Source organism: Lentzea sp. NPDC037011, from assembly GCF_055607425.1.
In genome coordinates, this window is sequence record NZ_JBVJRT010000003.1 from 365155 (window position 1) to 382671 (window position 17517).

The window sequence follows — 17517 nt, forward strand, 5'->3', positions numbered from 1 at the left end:
GCCTCACTCACGAACGCGAGGGAGCTCCCGCATGCCCCACCACTTCCGAGACCTCGGCACCGCACTGGAATGGCGGGCCAAGGGCGAGACCGTGCGCGTCGAGGCCTGGGGCCCGGACGCCGTCCGGGTCAGGGCCACCCCGGGCGGCCCGCTGCTGGACGGCCTGCCGGGTGCGCTGCTGGACGCGCCACCGGAGGGCGGCGCGGCCGAGGTCGAGATCACCGAGCACCGGGCCACCCTCGTCAACGGCCGGATCACGGTCAGGGTGGACGCGCACACCGAGGGCCAGCTCACCCCCGAGCTGGGCGCGTCGGCCGGCTCGCTCACGTTCCTGCGCACGGAGGACGGCAGCGAGCTGCTCGCCGAACAGCCCGCCCACTTCTGGTGGCCGGGACCGCGGCTCGCGACCGCGACGGGCAACGGCTACCACCGGCTCGAACAGCGGTTCCGCGCCTACCCCGGCGAACGCCTCTACGGGCTCGGGCAGCACACCCACGGGCTGCTGGACCAGAAGGGCGCCGTCATCGACCTGGTGCAGCGCAACGCCGAGGTCACCATCCCGCTGCTGGTCTCCGACCGCGGCTACGGCCTGCTGTGGAACTCGCCCGCGATCGGCCGCGTGGAGCTGGCCGAGACCGGCACCCGCTGGGTGGCCGACAGCGCCCGCCAGATCGACTACTGGGTCACCGCGGGGCAGCCCGCCGACGTGTTGCGCGCCTACGCCGACGCCACCGGGCACGCGCCCGAGCTGCCCGAGTGGGCGGCCGGGTTCTGGCAGTGCAAGCTGCGCTACCGCGACCAGGACGAGCTGATGGCCGTGGCACGCGAGTACAAGCGGCGCGGGCTGCCGCTGTCGGTGATCGTCTGCGACTTCTTCCACTGGACGCACCTCGGCGAGTGGCGGTTCGACCCCGCAGAGTGGCCCGACCCGGCCGGGATGGTGCGCGAGCTCGGTGAGATGGGCGTCCAGCTCATGGTGTCGGTGTGGCCGTCGGTGAGCCCGGCGAGCGAGACCTACCACCCGATGCTGGACCAGGGGTTGTTCATCGGCACGGAGTTCGGGCCGATGGCGCACGCCGACTGGCCGGACAAGGGGCTCGGGGCCTACTCCGCGCAGGTCGCGTTCTACGACGCCACCAACCCGCGGGCGCGCGAGTACGTGTGGGACCGCATCCGGCAGGGCTACCACGACCTCGGGATCAAGGTGTTCTGGCTGGACGCCGGCGAACCCGAGCTCAAGCCCGGCCACCAGTACAACCTGCGCTACCACGCCGGTCCCGGCCTGGAGGTCGGCAACCTCTACCCGCGCGAGAACGCCCGCACCGTCCACGACGGACTCACAGCGGCCGGGGAGACCGAGGTCATCTCGCTCAACCGGTCGTCGTGGGCGGGCGCGCAACGCTACGGCGCCGCGCTGTGGTCCGGTGACATCGGCACGGACTTCGCCACGCTGCGCGCCCAGATCAAAGCCGGGCTGAACGTGATGCTGTCCGGCATCCCGTGGTGGACCACGGACATCGGCGGGTTCCACGGCGGCGACCCGGACGACCCCGCCTACCGCGAGGTGCTCGTCAGGTGGTTCCAGTACGGCACCTTCTGCCCGTTGTTCCGGCTGCACGGCTTCCGCGGCTCCGAACAGGTGCTGGAACCCGCGATGACCGGTCTGGCCAACGAGGTCTGGTCCTACGGCGAACAGGCCTACGAGGTCCTCGCCGCGCACCTGCGGCTGCGGGAACGCCTGCGGCCCTACGTGCTGGAGCAGATGCGCACGGCGGCGCGGACCGGTGTCCCGCCGATGCGGCCGGTGTTCCTGGAGTTCCCGGACGACCCGGCGGCGTGGCGGGTGGAGGACGCGTTCCTGCTCGGCCCCGACCTGCTGGTGGCCCCGGTCACCGAGGCGGGTGTGCGGGAACGCGACGTGCACCTGCCCGCGGGCGCGCGGTGGACCGACGCGTGGACCGGCGAGGAGCACGAGGGCGGCCGCACGGTCACCGTCGCGGCGCCGATCGAGCGCATCCCGCTGTTCCTGCGCGACGGCGCGGTGCTGCCGGTGCGCGAGGAGGGCGCATGACGGCACGCCGGCTGACCTACCGGCTCGGCGGGCTCGCGTTCGGCGGCGACTACAACCCCGAGCAGTGGGACGAGCAGGTGTGGAAGGAGGACGACGAGCTGATGCGGCAGGCCGGGGTCAACCTGGCCACGGTCGGCGTGTTCTCCTGGGCGCTGCTGGAGCCGGAGGAGGGCCGCTACGACTTCGGCTGGCTGGACGCGCACCTGGACCGCCTGCACGCAGGCGGTGTGGCGGTCGACCTGGCCACGCCGACCGCCTCGCCGCCGCCGTGGTTCACGCTCGCGCACCCGGACGCACTGCCGGTCACCCAGGACGGCACCCGGCTCGTGCACGGCAGCCGGGACACCTACTGCCTCACCGCGCCCGCCTACCGCGCCGCCGCCCGCCGGATCGCCGCCGCGCTCGCCGAGCGCTACGGCGACCACCCGGCGCTGGCGCTGTGGCACGTGCACAACGAGTACATGACGTTGTGCTGGTGCGAGCACACCGCCGCCGCGTTCCGGGTGTGGCTGCGGGCCCGCCACGGCTCGCTGGAGGCGGTGAACGAGGCGTGGGGGACGGCGTTCTGGAGCCAGCGCTACGGCAGCTGGGAGCAGGTCCTGCCGCCGCGCGCCACCCAGTGGCACCGCAACCCCGGCCACACGCTCGACTTCAGCCGGTTCTTCTCCGACGAGGTGGTCGCGGCCTACACCGAGCAGCGGGACGCGATCCGCGCGCACAGCGACCGGCCGGTGACGACGAACCTGATGATGCCCGCCTACCAGAACGTCGACCTGTGGGCGCTGGGCCGTGAGGTCGACGTGGTGGCGGTCGACCACTACCCGGACCGGCCGGGTCTCGACGCGGCCGCCGACGTGGCGTTCGCCGCGGACCGCGCCCGGTCGTTCGCCGGCGGCGGGCCGTGGCTGCTGATGGAACAGGGCACCAGCACCGTCTACGACCACGGCCGGGTGCTCGCCAAGGAACCCGGTGAGGTCCTGCGGCACTCGCTCGGGCACATCGCGCGCGGTTCCGAGGGGGCGCTGTTCTTCCAGTGGCGCCAGTCGAAGGCCGGTGCCGAGCAGTGGCACTCGGCGATGGTCCCGCACGCCGGGCCGGACAGCCGCGTGTTCACCGAGGTGGCCGAGACGGGCAGGGCCGTCGCGCGACTGGCCCCGCTCGCGGGCTCGACCGTCACCGCGCAGGTGGCGGTGCTGCACGACTCCGACGCCTGGTGGGCCCTGAACGCCGACGGCCTGCCCTCGTCCGACCTCGGCTACCACCCGGCGCTGCGGGCCGCCCACCGCGCGGTCTGGGACGCCGGGGTGGTCGCCGACTTCGCGCACCCGACGGCCGACCTGGGCCGCTACCGGCTCGTGCTGGCCCCGGCGCTGTACCTGCTGTCCGATGCGGGAGCGGAGAACCTGCGGCGTTACGTCGCCCGCGGCGGCACGCTGCTGGTGCAGCACTTCAGCGGCGTCGTCGACGACCGGGCGCACGCCCGGCTCGGCGGCTACCCGGCCGCACCGCTGCGCGCGGCCCTCGGCATCCGGGTCGAGGAGTACCGGCCGCTGCGGCAGGACGAGCGCATCACCCTCTCCGACGGCTCGCACGGCACGGTGTGGAGCGAGTCGCTGCGCACGCGGGGCGCCGAGGCGGTCGTCGAGTACGCCCACGGCGCGCTCGCGGGTTCCCCGGCGCTCACCCGCTACGGCTACGGCGGGGGAGAGGGCTGGTACCTGTCCACCCGCCTTGACGACATTTCTTATCGGGCACTGGTCGCCCGGCTGCTGGACGCCACCGGCGTCGGCCCCGTGCTGCCCGGCCTGCCGCCCGGCGTGGAGGCCGTGACCCGCCAGGGCGAGCACGAGCGTTGGCACGTGGTGCTCAACCACACCACCGAACGCGTGCCGCTGCCGGAGACCGCGCACGACCTGCTGACCGGTGGACCGCTGACCGCGCTGGCGCCCGGAGCGTGCGCCGTGCTGAGGGGAGGACGGCCGTGACCACGATCCGCTGGGGCCACACCGCAATCGAGCACGAGCTGCACGTCACCGAGGACGGGGTGCACCACGCCGGCAGCACGTCACCGCTGGTGGAGATCACGACGGCGGACCACGGCCGGACCTGGTCGAGCAGCCGCCTGGTCGACACCGCCATCGGGGCACGGCTGCGGTACCGCGGCCACCGCGCACTGTCCGAAGAGGACTGGCAGGGGGTCGTCGTCGAGCTGCACGACGAGGTGAGCGGCGTGACCGCGGAGGTGTCCCTCCGTTCCCCCGAGGGCATTCCCGTGGTGCGCGGGGAAGTCCTCGTGCGCAACGACGGGACCGCCCCGCTGCGGCTGGAGTCCGTCACCTCCCTCGTGCTGGGCGGTCTCGGCCCGCTGGCCACCGCCGACGTGCTGCGGGCGGAGAACGACTGGCTCGCGGAGTGCCGGTGGCGCCGGCAGCCCGCCCGCCTGACGGTGCCCGATCGCAACGGCAGGCATCCCGACTACCGCCACAAGGGAGCGGAGGTCGTCGCCGGGCGGGGTGTCTGGTCCAGCTGCGGCCACCTGCCGATGGGCGGCGTCACCGACCGGGCGACGGGCCGCTCGTGGGTGTGGCAGGTCGAGCACAACGGCGGAGGGTGGCGGTGGGAGCTCGGTGAGCAGGACGGCAGCGGCTACGTCGCGCTGTCCGGGCCCGCCGACCTCGACCACGGCTGGAACCGGGTGCTGGCACCGGGGGAGGAGTTCCGCACCGTGCCCGTCGCGCTCGCGTTCAGCGCCGGCGGTGGGCCGGACGACGCGTTCGCCGCGCTGACCCGCTACCGCCGCGTCACCCGGCGGCCGCACACCGACCACGACGACCTGCCGATCATCTTCAACGACTACATGAACTGCCTGATGGGCGACCCGACCACGGCGAAGCTGCTGCCGCTGGTCGACGCCGCCGCCGACGCCGGTGCGGAGTACTTCGTCATCGACGCGGGCTGGTACGCCGAGATCGGCGAGAGCTGGTGGGACGGCGTCGGTGCGTGGCAGCCGTCCCGCACCCGGTTCCCCGGCGGGCTGGGCGAGGTGCTCGACCGAATCCGCGACCGCGGCATGGTGCCGGGGCTGTGGCTGGAACCGGAGGTCATCGGGGTGCGCAGCCCGCTCGCGCGGTCGTTGCCGGACGAGGCGTTCTTCCGCCGCTCGGGCACGCGGGTCGGCGACTGCGGGCGCCACCACCTCGACCTGCGCCACCCGGCCGCCCGCGCCCACCTCGACGAGGTGGTGGACCGGCTGGTCGGCGAGTGGGGCGTCGGCTACCTCAAGCTGGACCACAACGTCGACCCCGGCTCCGGCACGAGCGCGGAGGAGGAGGAGAGTCCCGCGGACGGCCTGCTCGGCCACAACCGGGCGCACCTCGACTGGCTCGACGGCGTCCTCGACCGCCACCCGCACCTGGTGCTGGAGAACTGCGCCTCCGGCGGCATGCGGATCGACCACGCGCTGCTGTCGCGGCTTCAGCTGCAGTCCACGAGCGACCAGCAGAACCACGACCGCTACGCACCGATCGCGGCCTCCGCGCCGACCGCGATCACCCCGGAGCAGAGCGCCGTCTGGGCCTACCCGCAACCGGAGGACTCGCTCGACGAGGTCGCCTTCGGCCTGACGAGCGCACTGCTCGGCCGCATCCACCTCTCGGGCAAGCTCGCCGACCTCACCCCGCCGGCACGAGCGCTCGTCCACGAAGCACTGGCCGTGTACAAGGCGATCCGCGCCGACCTGCCGCGGGCGGTGCCGTCCTGGCCGCTCGGCCTGCCCGGCTGGGAGGACCCGTGGCTCGCGCTCGCGCTGAGCACACCGTCCGCCACCTACCTGGCCGTCTGGCGGCGCGGCGGCGCGGACACCGTGACGCTGCCGTTCCCCGGACTGTCCGATGTGGACGTGGAGCGGCTCTACCCCGCTGACAGCGCCGCGGAGGTGCGGTGGTCGCCCGGTGAGCTCTCCCTGACGCTGCCCGCCGCCCCCTCCGCGGTCCTCCACCGCCTCACCCCACGGGGAGCGTGACCGGTGACCGGCGCCGCCACCCCTGTTCTCGCGGGCATGTACCCCGACCCGAGCGTCTGCCGGGTCGGCGAGGACTACTACCTGGTGTGCTCCAGCTTCGAGTACTTCCCGGGCGTCCCGGTGTTCCACAGCCGGGACCTGGTGCACTGGACGCAGCTCGGCAACGCGCTGGACCGGCCGAGCCAGCTGCTGCTGACCGCGGACACGCCGTCGTCGGCCGGGATCTACGCGCCGACGCTGCGCCACCACGACGGCAAGTTCCACCTGATCGTCACGAGCGTGAGCCACGGCGGCGGGACGGTGGTGTTCACCGCCACCGACCCCGCGGGGCCGTGGTCGGACCCGATCCCGCTGCCCGGCGTGCACGGCATCGACCCGGACCTGGCGTGGGACGACGACGGCACCTGCTGGTGCACGATGGCGGGCGTCCACCAGTACCGCGTCGACCTCGCCACCGGCACCGTCCTCGGCGGCCCGCAGCCGCTCTGGTCCGGCACCGACCGGGCCAAGGCACCGGAGGCACCGCACCTGTACCGGATCGGCCGCTTCTGGTACCTGCTCATCGCCGAGGGCGGCACGGAACGCGGTCACGCGGTCTCGATCGCCCGCGGTCCCGCCCCGGACGGCCCGTTCGAACCCTGCCCCGCCAACCCGGTCCTGACCCACCGCGGCACCGGCGAGCCGGTCCAGAACACCGGTCACGCCGACCTGGTGCAGGGCCCGGACGGGTCGTGGTGGATGGTGCTGCTGGGCGTGCGGCCCGGCGGTGGCACCCCCGGCTGGCACGTGCTGGGCCGGGAGACGTTCCTGGCGCCGGTGCGCTGGGTCGACGACTGGCCGGTGGCCGGCCCGCTGACCGCCACGCCGCCGTGGCCGCTGCGACCGGGACCGGTGGAGCCGGACCGGGACGACTTCGACGACAGCGCGCTGCGGCCGTCGTGGATCTCCGTGCGCGACCGCTCCGAGGAGCACTGCACGACCGAGGTGCGGCCGGGCTGGCTGACCCTGCACGCCCGCGGCGCCGGTCTGGACGACCCGTCCGTCGTCTTCGTCGGCCGCCGCCAGCAGCACCGGTCGTGCCGGGTCCGCGCACTGGTCGACGTGGAGCGGGGCAGCGGCGGGCTGGCGGTGCGGCTCGACGAGGAGCACCACTACGAGGTCGAGGCCGGCTCCGGCGAGGTGCGCGTGCACGTCCGCATCGGTCCACTCCGGACGGTCGTGGCCGTGCAGCCGGTGCCGGCCGGGCCGGTGGTGCTCGTGGTGCGGGTGGACGAGGCGCGCGAGCTGCGCGACGCGCGGTCCGGCCCGGACACCGTCTCCTTCGCCGTCGAGGCGGCCGACGGCACCCCGACCACGCTCGCCGAGCTCGACGGCCGGTACCTCTCGACCGAGGTGGCCGGCGGTTTCACCGGACGGGTCATCGGCGCCTACGCCGCCACCGGCACCGTCCACCTCGACTGGATCGACTACGAGCCGCTCGACTGATCAACGACGATTGCGGGGCGCTTGATGTTCAACTCGACCGGTGTGAGAAGGCTGGCCGGTGCGGTGGTGGCCGTCGTGGTGTCCGCGGGACTCACCGCGGGAACGGCGACCGCCGCCGCACCACCGGGCTGCCGGGTCACCTACGAGGTCTCCGGCCAGTGGCCCGGCGGTTTCACGGCCGACGTCGCCGTCACCAACCTCGGTCCCGCCCTCGACGGGTGGCGGCTGAGCTGGGAGTGGCCGACCGGCCAGCAGGTGGGCCACGCCTGGAACGCGACGGTCACCGAGTCACCCGACGAGGTGGTCACCGCCACGAACGCCGGGCACAACGCGGAGCTGGCACCGCAGGCGACCGCGCGGTTCGGCTTCTCCGGCAGCTGGGACCACGCCAACACCGCGCCGCTGGCGTTCTCGCTCAACGGCGTCACGTGCGTGCACGGCGGCAGGCAGCTCAGCGCCGCGCAGCACACCGCGGCGATGCAGCCGGGCTGGAACCTCGGCAACACGCTCGACTCGACCGGCGCCGACGAGACGTCGTGGGGCAACCCGCGGGTCACGGAGGCGTTGCTGGACAACGTGAAGGCGCAGGGCTTCAAGAGCATCCGCATCCCCGTCACGTGGAGCGCGCACCTCGGGCCGGACGGCACGGTCGAGGCGGCGTACCTGGCCCGTGTCGAGGAGGTCGTGCGCTGGGCCTTGGCCCGCGACCTGTACGTGATGCTCAACGTCCATCACGACTCGTGGCAGTGGATGTCGAGGATGCCCGCCGAGCACGACCAGGTGCTCGACCGGTTCACCCGGATCTGGACGCAGCTGGTGGGCGCCTTCGCCGCGTACGGGCCGAAGCTCGCGTTCGAGAGCTGGAACGAGCCGCAGTTCACCGGCAGCACCGGCAAGCCGCAGGAGATCGCGCTCAACGCCGAGCTGAACGCGGCGTTCCACGGCGTCGTCCGCCGCTCCGGTGGCAACAACGCCACCCGCCTGCTCGTCCTGCCGTCCCTGCACACCTCGTCCGAACAGCAGTACCTCGACCCGCTGGCGGAGCAGATCCGCAGCCTGGCCGACCCCAACCTGATCGCGACCGTGCACTACTACGGCTACTGGCCGTTCAGCGTGAACGTCGCCGGTGGCACCCGGTTCGACGCCACCGCGCAGAAGGACCTCACCGACTCGTTCGACCGCGTGCACGACACGCTGGTCGCGCGCGGCATCCCGGTGGTGCTGGGCGAGTACGGCCTGCTGGGCTTCGACCGGCACACCGGCACCATCGAGCAGGGCGAGAAGCTCAAGTTCTTCGAACAGCTCGGCCACTACGCCAAGGCCAAGAACATCACCACGATGCTCTGGGACAACGGCCAGCACCTGGGCCGCACGTCGTTCCAGTGGAGCGATCCCGAGCTGTACGCGCAGATCAGGTCGAGCTGGACCACGCGCTCCGGCACGGCGTTCACCGACCAGGTGTTCCTCGCGAAGTCCAGTCCCGTCACCGCGAGGACGATCGCCCTCAACCTGAACGGCACCGCGTTCACCGGCCTGCACAACGGGAACACCGCCCTGGTCCGCGGCCGGGACTACACGGTCTCCGGCGACCAGCTCACCCTCACGGCCGCCGCGCTGACCAGGCTGGGCGGGTCGCGCGGGTACGGCACGAACGCGGTGCTGACCGCCCGGTTCTCGCAGGGCGTGCCGTGGCGGTTCTACGTGATCACGCACGACACGCCGGTGCTGTCGGCCGCGACCGGCTCGACCGCGGCGTTCGACGTCCCGACCGCGTTCCGCGGCGACCAGCTCGCCACCATGGAGGCGAAGTACGACGACGGCACCTTCGCCGGCCCGCACGACTGGACGTCGTTCAAGGAGTACGACCGCGCTTTCACCCCCAACTACTCGGAGTCCCGTACCCGCCTGACCGCGGAGTTCTTCGCGGCCGTGCGGGACGGCGCGCGGGTGACGCTGACGTTCCACTACTGGAGCGGCGCCAAGGTCACCTACCACGTCACCAGGACAGGTGACACCGCCTCCGGCTCCCCCGCCTAACCCTCACTCTCCGCACCCACCCTCCCTTGCCCGGTTCGCACGCGGGGGCCTTTCGTGCGGTCCTGGAGTACGAAGGCTCCCCGCGTGCGGTGAAATGAGGCGCGTGAGGGGCGTGTGGGTGAACGAGGCGGGGGTGGGGTGAACGAGCCGGGGGTAGAGGTGAACGGGCCGGGGGTGGGGGTGAACGAAGCGGGAGTGGGGTGAACGAGGCGGTGGTGTGAGTGGGGAAGTTCGGCGGGGAGGTTCGGCGGGGAGCGGAATAGGAGAGAGGGGCGGGGTGTTGACGTGCAGGTCCATCGATCTTGGAAGGGCCTGTCATGAAGATCGGCATCATCGGCGCCGGCAACATCGGCGGCAACCTCACCAGGCGGCTGACCGCGCTCGGGCACGACGTCTCGGTCGCGAACTCCCGCGGCCCGCAGACGCTCACCGCGCTGGCCGAAGAGACCGGAGCGACGCCCGTCGCGGTCGAGGAGGCGGCCCGCGGCGCGGAGGTCGTCGTCGTCACGATCCCGCTGAAGGCGATCCCCGACCTGCCGTCCGGCCTGTTCGCCGACGCGGCGGAGGGCTTCGCGGTGATCGACACCGGCAACTACTACCCGCAGCAGCGGGACGGGCGGATCGCCGAGATCCTCGACGAGGGGGTCACGGAGAGCCGCTGGACCGAGCGCCACCTCGGCCACCCCGTCGTCAAGGCCTTCAACGGCACCTACGCCGCCGACATCCTCGACCGGGCCCGCCCGGCCGGTGCCCCCGACCGGATGGCGCTGCCGGTGGCCGGCGACGACGAGGCGGCGAAGGCGAAGGTGCGCGCGCTGATCGACGAGCTCGGGTTCGACACGGTCGACGCGGGCGGCATCGACGAGTCCTGGCGCCAGCAGCCCGGAACCCCCGTCTACGGCCTGCGCGAGGGCGTCGACGGGGTCACCAAGGCCCTGGCCGACGCGAGCCGGGAGCGGACGCCGGACTTCGTCATCTGAGGTCCACTTAGGACGGAAACCGTCGAATGCCGTTCGACGCGTTCGACGGTTTCCCGTTCTTCGTTGCGGTGTTGTCACCTCCACGGTATGTGAAGTTTCTTCGCGTTGCTCTAGCCTCGCGGCGTCGTGCTCGATCGCGAGGCGGGAGTGGTGCCGTGCAGGTGTTGACCAGAACTGTCGTCGTCGCCGGCTTGGTCGCGGCGGCGCTGCTCCCGGCCACAGCCGTGGCGGCGCCGGCCGGTGGGACGTTCTCGGTGCTCAGCTACAACGTCGCCGGGCTGCCGGAAGGCCTGTCCAGCGGCAACCCGAGGGTGAACACGCCGATCATCGGCCAGCGCATCCGGCCGTACGACGTCGTGCACGTCCAGGAGGACTTCAACTACCACGCGTCGTTGTACGCCAACAACACCCACCCGTTCCGCACGCCCACCAGCGGCGGCGTCCCGTTCGGCGACGGCCTCAACACCCTCGCCAACTACCCGTACTCCGACCTCGTTCGCGACAAGTGGGACCGCTGCAACGGCACGGACTGCCTGACGCCCAAGGGCTTCACTTTCTCCCGCACCAGGCTGGCCGAGGGCGTGCTGGTCGACTTCTACAACGTGCACTCCAACGCCGGCTCGACCGATGCGGACCTGGCCGCCCGCCGCGCCAACATCAGCGAGCTCTCCCGGTTCATCGCCGCGAACTCCGCCGGCAACGCCGTCGTGGTCGCCGGTGACACCAACACCCGCTACACCCGCGCCGGCGACAACATCCGCGAGCTGGTCACCGCCAACGGCCTCACCGACGCGTGGGTGCAGGAGGAACGGGGTGGCGTGCCGCCGGAGGCCGGCAGCCCGGCGCTGGTCTGCGACGACGCGAACGTCACCGACGCGTGCGAGGTCGTCGACAAGGTCCTGTTCCGCGGCAACCGGTACATCACCCTCAGCCTCACCCGCTACGCCTACGAGAACGCCGCCTTCCGCACCGCGGACGACAAGATGCTGTCCGACCACTACCCGATCGCGGCGGACTTCCGGTGGACCCTCGACCCGGCCCTGTCGCTCAGCGACCAGTGGGGCGGCCCGCACGGCACTCCGTTCACCGACGTGGCCACCGTCCCGCCGGCGCAACGGGTGACCCAGCTGACCCTGCGCACGGGCTCACGGGTCGACCAGGTGGGCCTCGCACTCGCCGACGGCACGACGTTCACCCACGGCGGCAACGGCGGCACGGCTCAGCAGCTGACCCTCGCACCGGGGGAGCACCTCACGTCGGTGACCCTCCACTCCGGACAACACGACGGGCGCACCCGGATCTTCTTCGCCCGCTTCACCACGAACACCGGCCGCACGCTGTCCGGCGGCACTGAGACACCGAACGCCGTCACCTACACGGCACCGGCCGGGTTCCAGATCGCGGGCTTCCACGGCCGCGCGGGCAGCGAGGTCGACGCGCTGGGCGTGGTCTGCACGCGCGTCGGGTGATCGACGCGTCGTCCGACCGGCCGGCAGGTCCGGCTTCGACCCGGTTCGACCGGTCGTCGTCGAACACCGCCAGGCTCGTTTTCGATCTCGTTCGACGCTACGGTCGAGGTTCCGGGAGCGTTCCCGCACAGTCCGCAGTGGACGGCCGAACGAGGAGAGCAAGTGCACCGGTTGAAGCCGACGGCAGCCGCCGTCCTCACCGCCGCGATGACAGCGGCCGTCCTCTCCGCCGGTGCGCCGGCGGCCGGTGCCGCAGCCGGGTGCCGGGTGGTCTACCAGGTGACCAACGAGTGGCAGGGCGGGTTCATCGCCTCGGCGGAGGTCACGAACCTCGGTGACGCCGTCGACGGCTGGCAGTTGACGTGGTCGTTCGGCGGCGGGCAGACCGTCACGCAGCTGTGGAACGGGACCGTGCGGCAGTCCGGTGCCCAGGTGACCGTCACCGACACCGGCTACAACGCCCGCATCGGCACCGGTGCCACCGCCGGGGTCGGCTTCGTCGCCACCGGCGCCACCACGCCCGCTCCCACCGGGTTCGCGCTCAACGGCACCGCCTGCACGGGGGACACGCCCGCGCCGGACCCGCTGACGCAGGCGCACACCGCCGGCCGGGTCACCGCCACCGGCCAGTACACCTGGCCCGGTGTCTACTTCGAGGGCCGGTTCCGCGGCACCGGCGTGGGTGTGGTGCTCAACGACGCGGTCAACGACTACGACGTGCAGGTCGACGGCACGACGGTGGCCACGCTGGTCAAGCCCGGCAGGGTCACGCACCAGGTCGGCGGGCTCAGCAACGCCGAGCACCGCGTGCGGCTCGTCAAGCGCACGGAGAGCACGTACGCCGCGGGGCAGTTCGGCGGGTTCGTCGCGGCCAACGGCGGCGTGGTGCTCGACCGGCCGGCGGCGCGCAGCAGGCAGATCGAGTTCATCGGCGACTCGCTGACCGCCGGCTACGGCAACCTCTCGACCACGCGGGACTGCTCCGCCAACGGCGGCGTCGACCGCAACACGAACTCCGACATCAGCTTCGGTGCGCTCACGGCTCGCGCGCTGAACGCGGACTACCAGATCAACGCGTTCTCCGGGCGCGGCATGGTGCGCAACTACGCGGGCGGCCAGCCGGGCACCAGCTACCGCACCTACTACGACCGGGCGCTGCTGCACGTCGAGGGCGACGTGTGGGTCAAGCCCCCGAGCTGGCAGCCGAAGGTCGTCGTGGTGGGCCTGGGCACCAACGACTTCTCCACCGCGCTCAACCCCGGTGAGCAGTGGCCGACGCAGGAGAGCCTGGTCACCGCCTACAAGAGCGCCTACCTCGGGTTCCTCGCGAAGCTGCGGACCCGCTACGGCGCCGGCACGGAGATCGTCGTGGGCGTCCCGGAGGCGTCCGGGGTGTTCGCCGACGCCGCACGCCAGGTCGTGCAGGAGCGCACGGCCCAGGGCGACAGCCGGGTCCGCCACTGGAACTTCGCCGACCCCGCCATCGACCGGCTGGGCTGCGACTGGCACTTCTCCGCCCGCGACCACCGGTTGATCGCCACGAAGCTCGGCGACTTCCTCGCCGGGCTGGGCATCACCTGGTGACGGAGGCGGGCGGTCCCGCGACACCGGGACCGCCCGCGCGTCACTTCGCTTCGAGCACGAACACCGGGATCTGCCGGTCGGTCTTGGTCTGGTACTCGGCGTAGGGCGGGTAGGCCGCGACGGCCCGCTCCCACCACTGGGCGCGTTCGTCGCCGTCTACCTCGCGCGCGACGAAGTCCTTCGTCACGGTCCCGTCCTGCAGCTTGATCTCGGGGTACGCCTTGAGGCTGTGAAACCACGCCGGGTGCTCGGGCGCGCCGCCCTTCGAGGCCACGACCGCGTAGCTGCCGTCGTGCTCCACGCGCATAACCGGGGTGTAGCGCAGCTGGCCGCTCTTGGCGCCGCGCACCGTCAGCAGCACGATCGGCCTGCCGGCGACCTTGATGCCCTCGGTGGTACCCGTCTCCAGGATCTTCGCCGTCTGGTCCCGCACCCACTCAGTGGGGCTGAGCTTCACGTCTGCCATGTCCACGATCAACGATTCTGCGGCAACTTCTGTTCCCTCGCAGGCCAGCGAGCGGAGAACTGTACGTTCGTGGACTGCGCGGCGTCCTGCCGGACCGGGAGGGCAGTAGCTAGCGCCCCGGCCAAGGTCCTCGACGCACTCAGCCCCACGACCAACGAGTACGCGTTGGAGTGGCGTGCGAAGTGCCGCAACCGGCTCACCAGACGATCGGAAGTGCGCCAGCGTCTGAAGGACGTCGTGGTCGGTACGACGATCAAGCTGAACGGCCCGCTGCGTTTACACAACGGGCTGGAAGCGTCACGGTTTCAGTGCCTCAGCTCGACCGGTCGGAGCTTCGGATGGATGGCCATCACTGACGATGGCACTCAGTTCCCCTGCCGCCTTGGTGCCGACTGGGCACACGAGCTCCGGTGGGAGATCGAGCCAGCTCAGGCTTCGAGCTGACCGGTCGAGAAACGGACATCCTCGGGCCGATGACCGGTCTCTCACGACGGCGCGGGAGGCGATGACCCGCGGAGCTCAGCGGAGGCGCTGAAGCGGGCATCGCCTTGACCCGCGCACCAGCGCTGTGCGACACAACTACGACTGCTGCAGATCAACTGCACCGCCGAGGTGCTCGACCAGTTCGAGACGCTGCTGGCCGCGGTGCCCTGGGCGGTCTACGACGTGCGCCGCACGCTCTCACCACGGGTGGACGGCAAGGTCAACCACGCGAGGTCGATCCGCATCCTCGACGTCGGCGAACGCGCCGAGATCCGTAGGCGTAGGGCTGCGGCGGCGGAGGAGGGCCACCGTTCCAGCCCCCCGCGAATCGATCGTCCCGATCCCGCTCAGGGTTCAACCCGTACCGAGGCGTCGACGCCTGCCCCGGTACTCGGCAGGGCCGGGGGTCCAGAGCTGGTCCAGCACGTCCAGGGTCTCGTCCAGGCGGCTGCCGCGTTCGGACATCGCGACGTTCACCGCGGTGAACTCGTCCGGTGACCAGCCGATGCCGAGGTCCGGCACGAGGCGCCCGTCGCTGAGCACGTCCAGGCACGTGAGCGCGCGGCCGAGCACCACCGGCGGGTACCACGGCGCGTTGAGGACGTTGCTGCCGATGAGCACCCGTTCCGTGGCCGTGGCGGCAACGCTCAGCAGCACGAACGGGTCGAGCACCGCGCGGAACTCGTCCGGGAACGTGTCGGCGCCGTTGTGGCCCGCCGTGGGGGCGACCGGCGCGAGCAGCCGGTCGATCACCCACAGGCTGTCCGCTCCGAGCCGTTCGCCCTCGCTCGCGTAGCGGCCCGCCCGCTGCACCTGCCGGGCGGCCGTGCCCGCCTGCGGCAGCGTGGAGCCGATCTTCACGACGCTCCTGCCGCCGTCGGTGCGGGCATCAGCGGTTCACCGAGTCGCGCACGTAGTCGCGCAGGGAGCGCGGCGCGTGGCCGAGCAGCTCGGTCATGGTCGCGACCTGGGCCGGGTCGGTCAGGATCGGTCCCGCGCTGAGCAGCTCGAAGCTGTGGATCCAGCCGATGAGCTTCTGGCCGGAGAGCCTGCGCCCGAACGCCTTGCGCCACTCGGGGTCGTTCCCGGTGTAGACGACTTCGCGGCCGAGCGCCTCGGCCCAGATCTGGGCACTCTGCTCGCCGTTCAACGACTCCGGTCCCAGCAACTGGTAGCTGCCGGCCGCGAAGCCGGGGTCGACGAGCGCGCGGGTGATCACCTCGGCGGCGTCGCGCAGGTCGATCCGGTTGACGCCCCTGGCGTGCAGCGGCGTCGGGTGGACACCCGCCTCGATGTCGGCGCGGAAGACCTCGTCGTTCTGGTCGAAGTTGGTGAGGCTGAACATGGCCGGCCGCGTGTCGGTGCCCGCCAGGAACGCCGCGAGCCGCAGCTTCCCCGTGTAGTCCGGCATCGCCTGGGCCGCTCCCGCGCGCGCCTCCGGGTCCTCGACGTGGAAGCCGCCGAACGCGAGACGGGCGCCCGCGCGCTGGGCCTCCTCGCCGAAGATCGTGGCGATCTCGATCTCGTTGGCCTCGTGCGGCGAGACGTAGAACGCCGAGTCGACGCCCTTCAGCACGGCGGCAACGGCCTCGCGGTCGGCGAGGTCGCCCTGCACGACCTCGACCGTGTCGGGCAGGTTCGCGCGCTCCGGCTCGCGGAGATCCGCAGGCGACGCGGCCCGGACGACCCGGTGGTGCGGGCGCTCGCGCTCAACGGCGAGGAACGGCTGGCGTCGGTGCGCCGCGTCCACCGGCTGCTGCACCGCACGGCACCGCGGCAACGCTGACGCCGGTCTTCAGCCACGAGACGGTCAGGTCTCCGCTTCCGGCGGCTGCCGGCAGGCCAGGGCCGTCACGCCGTTCACGAGATCGCCCGCGCGGCCGACCTCGGCGAGTTCGCCGGTTCGGTACCGTGCGAGGAGCGGGCGGCACGGGTCGTTCCGCCACAGCGCAGAAGAAGAAGGTGGTCGTGGTGCGGCGGATGCCTTAGCCGCCCGCCCGGAGGGTCCGGGAGCACGGGTGGCTGGTTCCGGAGGAACGAGATGTCCCGCACGGACAAGACCAAACCGGCGTGGGTGCGGCACCGCGAGCACGGTGGCCTGCCCCTGCACGACCACCGGCACGGGTCGTGCGACCTCCCCCCGCTCCCGCCGCGGGAGCACACGGGTACCCGGTGCCGCTGGGCGGTGGTCACCGGGATCGCCTCCCCGTGGCGTTGCTGCGCACGGACCCAGGAGCGCTCCGCGCACAAGGAGTGGCAGGGCTGGGTGAAGGCCGCCAACCGCGGGGTCCGCTACGCGGGCCGTGCCGCCGCGCGCCGCCGGCACCTCGACGCGGACTGACCCGGCGGGGTCACCACGAATGTTTCGGGTCGATTGTCACCAGGTAAACCGCCGCGAAATCAAGCTCGTCTCATTTGCCCGATTCTCGGCGGTGCCGTAGAATTCCACTCCGTGAGACAGGTGAGAATTCGGGAGAACATCGACGAGATGCCCGAGCTGTGCAACGTCGAAGTGGCGCTCGTGGTGATCGGCGGAAAATGGAAAATGCTGATCCTGAAGTACCTGCTGGACGGAACGCTCCGATTCGGCGAGCTGCGGAAGATGCTGCCGTCGGTGACACCGCGGATGCTGAGCCGGCAGCTGAAGGAGCTGGAAACCGACGGACTGGTCACGCGGGCCGTGTACGCGGAGGTGCCGCCGAGGACGGAGTACTCCGTCAGCGAACTGGGCGAGTCGCTGCGGGAGCTTGTCGACAAGCTCGACAGCTGGGGTGCGCAGTACCGGGACAGCGCGCGACCGGCGGCGGTGACGGAGTCCGCCGAAATATGACGGAGATCATATTGCAACGTGGATCGCCGCTGCCCGCAAAGGTATACAGCTTGTCACTATGACACAGCGTGTTCACTGCTTGACTCTGCGT

General features: G+C 71.9%; 14 protein-coding genes. 11 read left to right on the plus strand and 3 right to left on the minus strand.

Annotation, left to right across the window (positions count from 1 at the left end):
- Window positions 1–31 precede the first annotated feature (31 nt).
- From ACZ7CH_RS10240 to ACZ7CH_RS10275, 8 genes are all read left to right on the plus strand, one after another.
- Entirely contained in the window at window positions 32–2071 is a 2040-nt protein-coding gene (locus ACZ7CH_RS10240) for a glycoside hydrolase family 31 protein (RefSeq protein WP_470373637.1), read from the plus strand.
- Window positions 2068–4056, plus strand: coding sequence for a beta-galactosidase (locus ACZ7CH_RS10245; RefSeq protein WP_470373638.1), 1989 nt, complete (start codon window positions 2068–2070; stop codon window positions 4054–4056). Before ACZ7CH_RS10240 ends, ACZ7CH_RS10245 begins: the two co-directional genes overlap by 4 nt.
- Complete coding sequence (locus ACZ7CH_RS10250; protein WP_470373639.1) at window positions 4053–6092, plus strand: alpha-galactosidase; 2040 nt, start codon at window positions 4053–4055, stop codon at window positions 6090–6092. Before ACZ7CH_RS10245 ends, ACZ7CH_RS10250 begins: the two co-directional genes overlap by 4 nt.
- Before the next feature lie 3 nt (window positions 6093–6095).
- Complete coding sequence (locus tag ACZ7CH_RS10255) at window positions 6096–7577, plus strand: glycoside hydrolase family 43 protein (protein ID WP_470373640.1); 1482 nt, start codon at window positions 6096–6098, stop codon at window positions 7575–7577.
- A 24-nt stretch (window positions 7578–7601) separates the two neighbouring features.
- A complete protein-coding gene (locus ACZ7CH_RS10260) occupies window positions 7602–9614 on the plus strand; it encodes a cellulase family glycosylhydrolase (protein ID WP_470373641.1) in 2013 nt (670 codons plus the stop codon).
- Between the two features lie 317 nt (window positions 9615–9931).
- Window positions 9932–10594, plus strand: coding sequence for an NADPH-dependent F420 reductase (locus ACZ7CH_RS10265; RefSeq protein ID WP_458431772.1), 663 nt, complete (start codon window positions 9932–9934; stop codon window positions 10592–10594).
- 161 nt (window positions 10595–10755) lie between these two features.
- Entirely contained in the window at window positions 10756–12063 is a 1308-nt protein-coding gene (locus ACZ7CH_RS10270) for a jacalin-like lectin (RefSeq protein WP_470373642.1), read from the plus strand.
- 162 nt (window positions 12064–12225) lie between these two features.
- A complete protein-coding gene (locus ACZ7CH_RS10275) occupies window positions 12226–13647 on the plus strand; it encodes a cellulose binding domain-containing protein (RefSeq protein ID WP_470373643.1) in 1422 nt (473 codons plus the stop codon).
- 40 nt (window positions 13648–13687) lie between these two features.
- Here ACZ7CH_RS10275 and ACZ7CH_RS10280 read toward each other — a convergent pair whose 3' ends face one another.
- A complete protein-coding gene (locus ACZ7CH_RS10280; protein WP_470373835.1) occupies window positions 13688–14113 on the minus strand; it encodes a nitroreductase family deazaflavin-dependent oxidoreductase in 426 nt (141 codons plus the stop codon).
- A gap of 69 nt (window positions 14114–14182) precedes the next feature.
- On the opposite strand from ACZ7CH_RS10280, the gene ACZ7CH_RS10285 reads away from it, so the two are divergent.
- Entirely contained in the window at window positions 14183–14557 is a 375-nt protein-coding gene (locus ACZ7CH_RS10285; RefSeq protein WP_470373644.1) for a DUF6927 domain-containing protein, read from the plus strand.
- Between the two features lie 393 nt (window positions 14558–14950).
- Here the strand turns inward: ACZ7CH_RS10285 and ACZ7CH_RS10290 are convergent, their stop codons facing one another.
- Together ACZ7CH_RS10290 and ACZ7CH_RS10295 are read right to left on the minus strand one after the other, a co-directional pair.
- On the minus strand, window positions 14951–15457 hold the full coding sequence (locus ACZ7CH_RS10290) for an LLM class flavin-dependent oxidoreductase (RefSeq protein ID WP_470373645.1): 507 nt from the start codon (window positions 15455–15457) through the stop codon (window positions 14951–14953).
- Between the two features lie 28 nt (window positions 15458–15485).
- A complete protein-coding gene (locus tag ACZ7CH_RS10295) occupies window positions 15486–16358 on the minus strand; it encodes an SDR family oxidoreductase (RefSeq protein ID WP_470373646.1) in 873 nt (290 codons plus the stop codon).
- Window positions 16359–16637: 279 nt separating this feature from the next.
- Here ACZ7CH_RS10295 and ACZ7CH_RS10300 point away from each other — a divergent pair, with 279 nt between their 5' ends.
- Window positions 16638–16937 (plus strand): hypothetical protein, encoded by a 300-nt coding sequence (locus ACZ7CH_RS10300; RefSeq protein ID WP_458431778.1) that lies wholly within the window; start codon window positions 16638–16640, stop codon window positions 16935–16937.
- A gap of 111 nt (window positions 16938–17048) precedes the next feature.
- On the plus strand, window positions 17049–17426 hold the full coding sequence (locus ACZ7CH_RS10305; protein ID WP_470370422.1) for a winged helix-turn-helix transcriptional regulator: 378 nt from the start codon (window positions 17049–17051) through the stop codon (window positions 17424–17426).
- The last annotated feature ends 91 nt before the right edge of the window (window positions 17427–17517 follow it).